Raw genomic sequence first — 10202 nt, forward strand, 5'->3', positions numbered from 1 at the left:
ACGACAAATTAGGACACATTGTTTTAAAGATCCGCAACACCCAACCAATTACTCGGATGTTCGCGCTTCGCGTCTAAGAGAACCCTTGAAGCCTGTCGATATTTGTAAGCGTGAAGGACTCGCCCTAACAATCAACGTTTTGACTGCCTTTCATCCAAAGGCTTAGGACCAATTCCTGCCAATAACGTTATTGGCATTAACTGTTACCAAGTTGCAACCACACCTATATATATGCCTGGTGTGCGCGGCGTTGAGGGGATAAAAGTAAAATTAAAATTGTCGGAGGCTCTGACTTGTGCCGTATTGCCTTCTGGCAATGGGTTTTTACCCGCATCGAGGTTAAGCGCTGCCGCCTTGATAATGAAATTGGTGAAATTCTCGGTAGTCAGTTGGACGCTGAAAAGTCGGCGGGGCGTCCGGTAAGATTAGTGCGATCGCGCATTAGTGCCAAAGCTGCAAAGTTACTATTTAAAAAACTAGTCGAGGGTCTAGAGTGAACACAAACTTTTTCTTTTGCGCTAATTTTAATTTTTCAATTAAGGAAAATAGCGCAGTTTGAGCTTTATCAATAGAAGTATTTACAAAGTTGTTTTCAATCATATTATCTCTCTATGCTTGAGTGTAAGGGATAAAACCGGATTCCATATCACCTTTCATACCCCTATTGATATACTTCCCAACTTTGCCAATCAATTAACAGCCAAGCAGAGAAAAATACTGATTGCATTGGTTGATTGTTAGTTGTTAGTTCCTTACCCTAGTCCCCAGTCTCTAGTCGCATATATGAAGTTTTAGTTACAAAAATAGTAGTAATACTTTTCAATTTGTCAATATTTTTTAAAAAATCTTTCGTTTTATATATCGATTTGTGTCAGATAAGCGACAAAACTCCCACCAAGTAAGCATTTTCTGATAAAAACAACTCATATCCATAAAGAGAGGAAGTTTACCAGGAGCATAATTTGCTGTGGAAACTTCCGCCATGAGAACACGCATAACTAGGAGCTTCATTAGCATGTTCACCCACGTCAAGTCCACCATTCGACATATTGCGCCAGATAACTTACGCGGACGTAATTTAATCAAGGTGGTCTATGTCGTGCTTGAGTCCCAGTACCAAAGCGCATTGTCACAAGCGGTTCGCACGATTAACGCGCAACATCCCAACGTGGCGATTGAAATCAGCGGGTACTTAATTGAAGAACTTCGAGATCCAGAGAACTACGAACAGTTCAAGCGGGAAATCGAGACTGCGAATATCTTCATCGCCTCACTAATTTTTATAGAAGACTTAGCGCAGAAAGTAGTAGCAGCTGTAGAACCACATCGGTCAAAGCTAGACGTTTCTGTGGTCTTTCCATCTATGCCAGAAGTGATGCGCCTAAATAAAATGGGCAGTTTCTCCTTGGCACAGTTGGGACAGTCAAAAAGCGTTGTAGCACAATTTATGCGAAAACGCAAGGAAAAATCCGGTGCAGGATTCCAAGATGGAATGCTGAAGCTGTTGCGAACACTGCCGCAAGTGCTAAAGTTCCTGCCAATGGAAAAAGCACAGGATGCGCGAAATTTCATGCTCAGTTTTCAGTATTGGCTAGGTGGTTCTTCAGAAAACCTGGAAAACTTCTTGCTAATGCTAGCTGATAAATATGTATTAAAAGATGTAGAGACGCGATTAATCGCGTCTCTACAATATCAAGCGCCGGTCGTTTATCCGGATATGGGGATTTGGCATCCTTTAGCACCGACGATGTTTGAGGATGTAAAAGAATACCTCAATTGGTATACGGGTCGCAAGGATATTTCCGCAGATTTGAAAGATCCGTTGGCGCCTTGTGTGGGACTAGTACTGCAACGCACGCACCTTGTAACGGGAGATGATGCCCATTATGTGGCAATGGTGCAGGAATTGGAATGCCTCGGTGCAAAAGTAATTCCGGTATTTGCTAGCGGTTTGGACTTTTCTAAACCTGTGGAAGCGTATTTTTTGGAATCGACTTCCAAAACATCGCTAGTCGATGCTGTGGTATCGCTGACTGGTTTCGCTTTGGTGGGTGGACCAGCAAGACAAGACCATCCGAAAGCGATTGAGACGTTGAAGCGTTTGAATCGTCCTTACATGGTAGCCTTGCCTTTGGTGTTTCAAACTACTGAAGAATGGCAAGATAGCGATTTAGGTTTACATCCGATTCAAGTAGCGTTGCAAATTGCAATTCCGGAATTGGATGGAGCAATTGAGCCGATAATTGTATCAGGCAGGGATGGAACAACAGGAAAAGCGATCGCACTCCAAGATAGAATTGAAGCGATCGCTCAACGTGCTTTAAAATGGGCAAATCTCCGCCGCAAACCAAAGCTACACAAAAAAGTCGCCATCACCGTTTTCAGCTTTCCCCCAGATAAAGGAAACGTCGGAACCGCAGCTTACCTAGATGTATTCGGTTCCATCTTTGAAGTGATGAAAGCGCTGAAAAATAACGGTTATGACTTACCAGAATTGCCAGAATCACCGGAAGCGTTGATGCAAGAAGTCATCCACGATGCCCAAGCGCAGTATAGCAGCCCAGAATTAAACATCGCCTACAAAATGTCGGTGCAAGAATATGAAGCACTGACACCTTATTCCCACCGCTTAGAAGAAAATTGGGGACCACCTCCCGGACATCTCAACAGCGATGGACAAAATCTGCTAATTTATGGTAAGCAATTTGGTAACGTCTTTATCGGTGTACAGCCGACTTTTGGTTACGAAGGCGACCCGATGCGATTATTATTCTCGCGTTCTGCAAGTCCGCATCATGGTTTCGCTGCATACTACACATACTTAGAGCAACTTTGGGGAGCAGATGCTGTACTGCACTTCGGGACGCATGGTTCCTTGGAATTCATGCCCGGAAAACAAATGGGGATGTCTGGAGAATGTTATCCAGATAACCTGATTGGTATGATTCCCAATCTGTATTATTACGCAGCCAACAATCCTAGTGAAGCGACGATCGCCAAACGTCGCAGTTATGCAGAGACAATTTCTTATCTAACTCCGCCGGCGGAAAATGCAGGTTTATACAAAGGTTTGAAAGAATTAAGCGAGTTAATCGCATCTTACCAAACCTTGAAAGATACCGGACGCGGTGTTCCGATTGTCAACAGCATTATGGATAAATGCCGGTTGGTGAACTTGGATAAAGATATCGAATTTGCCAAAACCGATGCTAAAGAGATGAGCGCCGAAGAGCGGGATAATATAGTTGGCAGCGTGTATGGCAAGTTGATGGAGATTGAATCGAGGTTGTTGCCTTGTGGATTGCACGTAATTGGTAAACCACCAACTGCGTCAGAAGCGATCGCTACTTTGGTCAACATCGCTAGCTTAGATCGTCAAGAAGAAGAAATCCTCGGTTTGCCGCGAATTATCGCTAACAGCATCGGACGCGATTTGGATGAAATTTATCAAAATAGCGATCGGGGTATTTTAGAAGATGTCCAACTGCTGCAAGACATCACTCTAGCCACCCGTGAAGCCGTCAGCGCCCTTGTGAAAGAGCAAACCGACGCAGAAGGGCGAGTTTCCCGCGTTTCCAAGTTGAATTTCTTCAACATGGGCAAAAAGGAACCTTGGTTAGAAGCATTGCACGTAGGGGCGGGGTCTTCCCGTCCATTCCCCAAAGTTGATTCAACCGCACTTAAACCGTTGTTTGAGTATTTGGAATTCTGTTTGCAGCAAGTTTGTGCAGATAACGAACTCGGTGCTTTACTCAAAGGTTTAGAAGGTGAGTACATCCTTCCCGGTCCCGGTGGCGACCCCATCCGCAACCCGGATGTTTTACCTACAGGTAAAAATATACACGCACTTGACCCCCAATCTATCCCGACAACAGCGGCGGTACAATCAGCCAAAATCGTCGTAGACAGGCTTTTGGCGCGTAACAAGGTTGAAAACGGCGGAAAGTATCCCGAAACCATCGCCTGCGTCCTTTGGGGAACCGATAACATCAAAACTTACGGTGAATCCCTGGCTCAAATTATGTGGATGATTGGCGTGCGTCCGGTTCCCGATGCTTTGGGAAGAGTAAACAAGCTGGAATTAATACCTTTACAAGAGTTGGGAAGACCGAGAATTGATGTAGTCATCAACTGTTCGGGAGTGTTCCGCGACTTGTTCATCAACCAGATGAATCTGTTAGACCAAGGTGTGAAAATGGCAGCGGAAGCGGATGAACCGCCATCGATGAACTTTGTTCGCAAACATGCTTTGCAACAAGCTGAGGACATGGGAATCAACTTGCGTCAAGCCGCAACTCGCGTCTTCTCCAACGCTTCCGGTTCCTACTCGTCCAACATCAACTTGGCGGTAGAAAACAGCACTTGGGACAGCGAAGCCGAGTTACAAGAAATGTACCTGAAGCGGAAATCTTTCGCCTTCAATTCCGATAACCCCGGTATGATGGACGAATCGCGGAATATTTTTGAAAGCACTTTGAAAACTGCGGAAGCGACTTTTCAAAATCTCGATTCTTCCGAGATTAGCTTGACCGATGTTTCCCACTACTTCGACTCCGACCCCACCAAGCTTGTAGCAAGTCTGCGCGATGATGGCAAGACACCAGCATCATACATCGCCGACACGACTACAGCAAACGCTCAAGTGCGGACATTATCAGAAACCGTCCGTCTTGATGCGCGTACCAAATTGTTAAATCCGAAGTGGTATGAGGGGATGTTGTCTCACGGTTACGAAGGTGTGCGCGAACTTTCCAAGCGATTGGTGAATACGATGGGTTGGAGTGCGACAGCCGGCGCCGTTGATAACTGGATTTATGAGGATACTAACGAAACCTTCATCAAAGATGAAGCGATGCGTCAGCGATTGATGAATCTGAATCCGCATTCTTTCCGCAAGGTTGTATCAACTTTATTGGAGGTGAATGGTCGCGGTTATTGGGAGACTAGCGAAGAGAATTTGAACAAGTTACGCGAGTTGTACCAGGAGGTTGAGGATCGGATTGAAGGGGTAGAGTAGTCCTTGTAGGGCAGGCAAGATGCCTGCCCTAATTTTTCAATCTAGGATATCACTATAAATGATTTAACCGCCTAAGATAAAATTGAAAAATAGATGATTCAAACATTTAAAAATAAAGCATTAGAAAATCTATTTAGAGAAAATTTTAATAAAGGAATCCCTGCAAACTTAGAAAAGAAAATTAGAATCAGACTTGAAGTTATAGACTCAGCCTTAATTGTAGAAGATATTAAATTACCAGGTTATAATTTGCATGAATTAAAAGGGGATAGTAAAGGAACTTGGTCAATTAAGGTGTCAGCAAACTGGCGTATAACTTTTAAATTTGAAGATGGTGATGCTTATGATGTCAATCTTGAAGATTATCATTAACTATTGTGTTAAGATGATATTAATTGGCTAGACCATGCTAAATAAAGTGAACCAAATTATTAAGTAAGAAGTATTAATTATGGATAATTGGCAAGATATTACTGATGATAGATTAGTAAGACCAATACATCCTGGCGAAGTAATTGCAGATATTTTAGATGATTTAAATATTGATACCGCAAATTTTGCAGAAATTTTAGGAGTATCTAATCAAACAATTCAGGAAATTATTAATGGTCAAAGATCAATTACAGTAGATATAGCAATACGTCTTGGTAAAGCTTTAGGAAATGGTCCAAGACTTTGGCTTAATCTTCAGCAAAAAGTTGAACTTTGGGATGCTTTGCAAAGCCATAAAGAAGAATATGAGCAAGTCATGACTTTGGTTTAGAAGAAATTGTGAATAATTTTTGAATGATTGAAATTTACAGCAATTTTCAGGTGAATGAACCAAATTTTTAAATCTCACGCAGAGGTTATTGGGAGACTAGCGAGGATAATTTAGCTCGTCTGCGCGAGTTGTATCAAGAGGTTGAGGATCGGATTGAGGGCGTAGAGTAGTTGTGATGTGCGTATCGCCGACACCCTAGAAGGGTGCGGCTACACTAACGAAGCCCACGTTCGCGTAGCGTGTCCCTTAGGACAAGGTGGGCTTTGTATGTATAGCCGAGCCAGTGCGTTGCGGAGCCAGTCGCGTGGGCGGGTCTCCCGACTTGAGCGAACTGGCGTGAGGTTCCCTCCGTTGTAGCACCTGGCGTCCAGGCTTATAGCCTGAGGGCTACATTGATGATAATTAACAGATTTCCTCTCTAAGTATAAATCCTGAGATAAAATTGTCAAATAAGTGTTAATTTTGGTTGTTCATACCAAACAAAACACATCAGGGTTTATAATGTCCTTTCAAGCATCAGACGGCGGTTTTACTACTGTCAATTTATCACACCAAGACAAAAAAGATAAAAATCAACTGAATTTATCCGAAGTTTCCAAGATAGGCAAAACTTGGGATAAACACCGAGCAAATGCTGAGAAAATTTCCAATTATTACGCTAGCGCAAGTGAAGCTTCCTTTAAAAACTATGCATTACGAGTTAGAAGGTGTTCCGAATGGTTAGAGTTTGAATTGTTGCCCGATGAATCGGAAGATATCCTCAACTTAAAGTTATTAAATGCCCAATTTTGTCGGGTTCGTCATTGTCCGGTTTGTCAGTGGCGTAGAAGTCTGAAGTGGAAAGCAAAGGCTTATAAAATTCTGCCACAGGTTGTTACAGATTATCCCAAATATCGCTGGCTATTCATCACATTGACAGTCAAAAATTGTCATATTAAAGAATTACGACAAACTTTGGATTGCATAAACAAAGCTTTTAAGCGTTTGACTGAGTTAAAAGCATGGCCTATCAAAGGTTGGGTAAAATCAATAGAAGTTACCAAAGGTAGAGACGGGATTTCAGCACATCCGCATTTGCATATTTTATCAATGGTGCAGCCTTCTTATTTTAGTCATGGCTATATTTCCCAAGCCAAGTGGGTGGAATTATGGCAGCAATGCTTGCGAGTTGATTATCAGCCAGTAGTTCATATAAGTGCGATCGCACTTGATCATGACCCCAAATTACTAATTCCAGAAATTCTTAAGTATCAGATCAAGGTGTCTGATTTAGTAGCTGATAGAGAATGGTTTTTGGAGTTAACCCGCCAACTGCACAAAACCAGAGCGATCGCGGTTGGAGGTATACTTAGGCATTATATGCGGGAATTAGAGGAGAAAAACCAAGACCTCATTGGCGAGAGTGAAGAGATGAATGAGGTTGATAGAGAAAGTCTGCTTTTCAGGTGGGGAAGCAAGCAAAAGAAATATTATTAAAATTTAGAGGTGTATCCGCGACACCACCAAAGACATGAAATGCAGACTACCAGAACGTTATATACTAATTAGGGATGTAGATACTATGAATTCGGCGGAAAGTCAATGAGGCTCGCTCAGAAGAAACAGGAAGAAGTTCATGAGGAATGTTTGAGTTAAACGAAATTACCTGTCCATCGTCAAGCAAATGTTCTTCATTTCCAATGCGGAAAGTGCAGTATCCAATATTAACCAAGACAGTGAAAAAGTGAAAGACCACGTGGTCAGTGTGCGGTTTCATATGACCACCAAGACCATAATGACAAAGCAAGGCACAATCCCATTCGGGATAAATCCGATTCCCAAGCCTAAAAACTCTTTCGTCCCAATAACCTTGGGTGATAGTGGGATTTGGACTTAAGATAACACTATGCTTAAACCATTTATGAGTTCTGTTGAAAGCGTAACGACTATTGTGCATTTGCCCCATACCTGATTGACATTTACACCAACTATGGAGAATATTCAAATCACGACGAATATATCCAATCTTCTGAATTAAAGACATGATTAACACCAGAGAATTATCATTTTTCCATTAAGCGTTAGCTCAATGTGAGTGCCTTGAATAAGTACGACAGTCTTAAAGAAGAGTTATCAGACTTTTCAATACAAATTCAATCCGAAGGAACTGATAAAAATGAGTGCCTTGAATAAGTACGACAGTTTGAAAAAACAGTCATCAGACTTTTCAATTTTTATCAATCCGAAGGAACTGATAAAAATGAGTGCCTTGAATAAGTACGACAGTCTTAAAGAACAGTCATATCATCATGTTTATATTGGGCGATAGCCTTCTTATCAAATATCCATTTATTGGATACCTGATAAGAAGACTAACTTCACTTGAAAGTGATAAATAACTTCGATAAAAAGTGATAAATTAAAAAAATGTAGAGACGCAAAATTTCGCATATCTACAGATATGTTAGATTTTTTAGCAACTTATAAATAATAGTTAGGAGAACAAAATGACACTACGCTATGAAATAATTCTCTACTGGAGTCAAGAAGACCAAGCGTTTATCGCCGAGGTTCCAGAGTTACCTGGATGCGCTGCTGATGGCGAAACTTATCAAGAAGCACTGCAAAATGTAGAAATTATTATGCAGGAGTGGATTCAAACTGCTGAAGAATTAGGGCGTCAAATTCCTGAAGCGAAACAGCGGTTGATGTCCGCGTAACTGATGAATGCATTCTTAAAAGCGATCGCTTTATTTTTGAGGTTTTCTGCAAAGCGATCGCTCATTCTTCCCCAAGCGATCGCAATGTTTGTTAACTATTATTTTCTTCAGGGTAAAATCTCAAAACTATCGCAATGTTTAGGTCGAAATAATCTAAAATCTCGCTGATCGCTCAGTCAATATTTTTTTAATACCATAGCGTTCAGCTATAGCCATAACACTTGCATCTACAAAATCAATCCGACTATCTGCATATTCATCCAAAATTTCAGCCACACGCATCACATCTTTGTCTATCAAAGCTATTAAAGCAAATCTACTCGCAGATAGTCCTTTTAAGAAAGCTACTACCGTCGCTAAATCTGCATTGCGCCCTACAAGATAGGCTACTTCCGCTAATACTGTTTGTGGCAATAAAATTTGTTTTTGTTTTGTATATACTGTTGTAACACTATTGTGCATTGTATCTGAACGATTCAACAATGCTACAACGAAGCCCGTATCAGCTACTGCTGGGGTTTTTTCCATGTCCAACCTGATTTTTCTGTTACCTCATCTTGGAGAATATCTTCTGACTTGATAGCTAAATCAGGTGTTGCTGCAAATAAGCCAATTAATGGGTCAGGCACAGTATCATCAACCGTTTCTAGCAATTGGGTTTCGATGTATAATCTAACAGCTTCACTGATAATTGATTCGGGCGATTGACCTCGTTTAATAGCCAAATTTCTTACTTTTTCAAGTAAAGTCTGTTCTGGGTTCCAGTTAAATGTAGAGTCCACAAGGTAATTTCTCTGGCATTAACTACAAATTATATTATAACAACCAAGTGCGGGGAGTGCGTTACCGTAGGTATCGCTTTCGGTTATTATCAATATTTAAATGAAAAATATCATAAGTCTCGTCAAAACGCTTTGTTTTTGAGGTTTTCTGCAAAGCGATGTCTAACGACAAGCCGAGTAAATCGTCTACGCTTTCTCTTGCATAACAAGCGCTCGCAAAAGCTATTTTGGCGCTCGCAAAAGCTATTTCGGCGCTCGCAAAAGCTATTTCGGCGCTCGCAAAAGCTATTTCGGCGCTCGCAAAAGCTATTTCGGCACTCGCAAAAGCTATTTTGGCGACTGGATTTGTTATTTTGGCGATCGCAAAAGCTATTTCGGCGCTCGCAAAAGCTATTTCGGCGATCGCATTTGTTATTTTGGCGATCGCCTTCTATCATGCCATCATAAAATAAGTAGCTTTTTGGCTTCATGCTCTATCCTGCTTATGAACGCCCTAACAGTTAACCTTAAACCAGTATTGGAACTGACAGATGAGCAATTTTTCCAGCTATGTCAAGCAAACCGGGACTTGAGATTTGAACGCACAGCCACTGGAGAATTAATCATTATGCCACCCACAGGGGGAGAAACTGGAAACCGTAATGGTAGACTCAACCAGCAGTTATTTAATTGGGCGGACGCAGATAACACTGGTATCGCCTTTGATTCTTCTGGTGGTTTTAAACTTCCTAATGGTGCAGACCGTTCACCTGACGCTTCTTGGATAAAATTAGAAAGATGGAATGCACTGACTCAAGAACAACAAACCAGATTTTTACCACTTTGTCCTGATTTTGTTGTTGAGTTACTTTCACCGACTGATAGTTTGAGAGAAACTCAAGAAAAGATGCGAGAATATCGAGATAATGGTGCGCGTTTGGGTTGGTTAATTAATCGCAAAT

Annotated in this window: 12 protein-coding genes; 9 read left to right on the forward strand and 3 right to left on the reverse strand. The window is 41.6% G+C overall.

Annotation, left to right across the window (positions count from 1 at the left end; genetic code table 11):
- Window positions 1–293: 293 nt before the first annotated feature.
- The 5 genes from PI95_RS33085 to PI95_RS33105 all read left to right on the forward strand — a co-directional run bounded on the left by PI95_RS33085 (window position 294) and on the right by PI95_RS33105 (window position 7256).
- Complete coding sequence (locus PI95_RS33085; RefSeq protein ID WP_039739899.1) at window positions 294–497, forward strand: hypothetical protein; 204 nt, start codon at window positions 294–296, stop codon at window positions 495–497.
- A gap of 518 nt (window positions 498–1015) precedes the next feature.
- Window positions 1016–5017, forward strand: a complete 4002-nt coding sequence (locus tag PI95_RS33090; protein WP_039739916.1) for a magnesium chelatase subunit H — start codon at window positions 1016–1018, stop codon at window positions 5015–5017.
- Window positions 5018–5110: 93 nt separating this feature from the next.
- Complete coding sequence (locus PI95_RS33095; RefSeq protein WP_039739917.1) at window positions 5111–5389, forward strand: type II toxin-antitoxin system RelE/ParE family toxin; 279 nt, start codon at window positions 5111–5113, stop codon at window positions 5387–5389.
- 79 nt (window positions 5390–5468) lie between these two features.
- Window positions 5469–5780, forward strand: coding sequence for a HigA family addiction module antitoxin (locus PI95_RS33100; RefSeq protein WP_039739918.1), 312 nt, complete (start codon window positions 5469–5471; stop codon window positions 5778–5780).
- Window positions 5781–6281: 501 nt separating this feature from the next.
- On the forward strand, window positions 6282–7256 hold the full coding sequence (locus PI95_RS33105) for a protein rep (RefSeq protein WP_052324790.1): 975 nt from the start codon (window positions 6282–6284) through the stop codon (window positions 7254–7256).
- 64 nt (window positions 7257–7320) lie between these two features.
- Here PI95_RS33105 and PI95_RS33110 read toward each other — a convergent pair whose 3' ends face one another.
- Window positions 7321–7803: a cupin domain-containing protein gene (locus tag PI95_RS33110; RefSeq protein ID WP_163519416.1), complete on the reverse strand. Its 483-nt coding sequence runs from the start codon at window positions 7801–7803 to the stop codon at window positions 7321–7323.
- 463 nt (window positions 7804–8266) lie between these two features.
- Between PI95_RS33110 and PI95_RS33115 the strand changes: the two genes are divergently transcribed.
- Complete coding sequence (locus tag PI95_RS33115) at window positions 8267–8479, forward strand: type II toxin-antitoxin system HicB family antitoxin (protein ID WP_039739922.1); 213 nt, start codon at window positions 8267–8269, stop codon at window positions 8477–8479.
- A 3-nt stretch (window positions 8480–8482) separates the two neighbouring features.
- Complete coding sequence (locus PI95_RS33120; RefSeq protein WP_163519415.1) at window positions 8483–8647, forward strand: hypothetical protein; 165 nt, start codon at window positions 8483–8485, stop codon at window positions 8645–8647.
- On the opposite strand, the gene PI95_RS33125 is transcribed toward PI95_RS33120, so the two are convergent.
- Both PI95_RS33125 and PI95_RS33130 read right to left on the reverse strand, forming a co-directional pair.
- Window positions 8633–9007, reverse strand: a complete 375-nt coding sequence (locus PI95_RS33125; protein WP_201280707.1) for a type II toxin-antitoxin system VapC family toxin — start codon at window positions 9005–9007, stop codon at window positions 8633–8635. The two genes, PI95_RS33120 and PI95_RS33125, sit on opposite strands and share 15 nt — an antisense overlap.
- Window positions 8986–9261, reverse strand: coding sequence for a hypothetical protein (locus tag PI95_RS33130; RefSeq protein WP_039739923.1), 276 nt, complete (start codon window positions 9259–9261; stop codon window positions 8986–8988). Before PI95_RS33130 ends, PI95_RS33125 begins: the two co-directional genes overlap by 22 nt.
- A gap of 227 nt (window positions 9262–9488) precedes the next feature.
- Here PI95_RS33130 and PI95_RS33135 point away from each other — a divergent pair, with 227 nt between their 5' ends.
- Window positions 9489–9713, forward strand: coding sequence for a hypothetical protein (locus PI95_RS33135; protein WP_039739925.1), 225 nt, complete (start codon window positions 9489–9491; stop codon window positions 9711–9713).
- 32 nt (window positions 9714–9745) lie between these two features.
- Window positions 9746–10202: Uma2 family endonuclease (locus PI95_RS33140; protein WP_163519417.1), on the forward strand; the 457-nt coding region annotated here is incomplete at its 3' end.

This window comes from Hassallia byssoidea VB512170 (assembly GCF_000817785.2).
In the GTDB taxonomy this organism is placed as follows: domain Bacteria; phylum Cyanobacteriota; class Cyanobacteriia; order Cyanobacteriales; family Nostocaceae; genus Hassallia; species Hassallia carrinoi.

Coding starts and splice junctions, on each gene's coding strand:
- PI95_RS33105 (WP_052324790.1), top strand. CDS start 6,282: ATGTCCTTTCAAGCATCAGACGGCGGTTTTACTACTGTCAATTTATCA.
- PI95_RS33120 (WP_163519415.1), top strand. CDS start 8,483: ATGAATGCATTCTTAAAAGCGATCGCTTTATTTTTGAGGTTTTCTGCA.
- PI95_RS33100 (WP_039739918.1), top strand. CDS start 5,469: ATGGATAATTGGCAAGATATTACTGATGATAGATTAGTAAGACCAATA.
- PI95_RS33125 (WP_201280707.1), bottom strand. CDS start 9,007: ATGGAAAAAACCCCAGCAGTAGCTGATACGGGCTTCGTTGTAGCATTG.
- PI95_RS33110 (WP_163519416.1), bottom strand. CDS start 7,803: ATGTCTTTAATTCAGAAGATTGGATATATTCGTCGTGATTTGAATATT.
- PI95_RS33090 (WP_039739916.1), top strand. CDS start 1,016: ATGTTCACCCACGTCAAGTCCACCATTCGACATATTGCGCCAGATAAC.
- PI95_RS33095 (WP_039739917.1), top strand. CDS start 5,111: ATGATTCAAACATTTAAAAATAAAGCATTAGAAAATCTATTTAGAGAA.
- PI95_RS33115 (WP_039739922.1), top strand. CDS start 8,267: ATGACACTACGCTATGAAATAATTCTCTACTGGAGTCAAGAAGACCAA.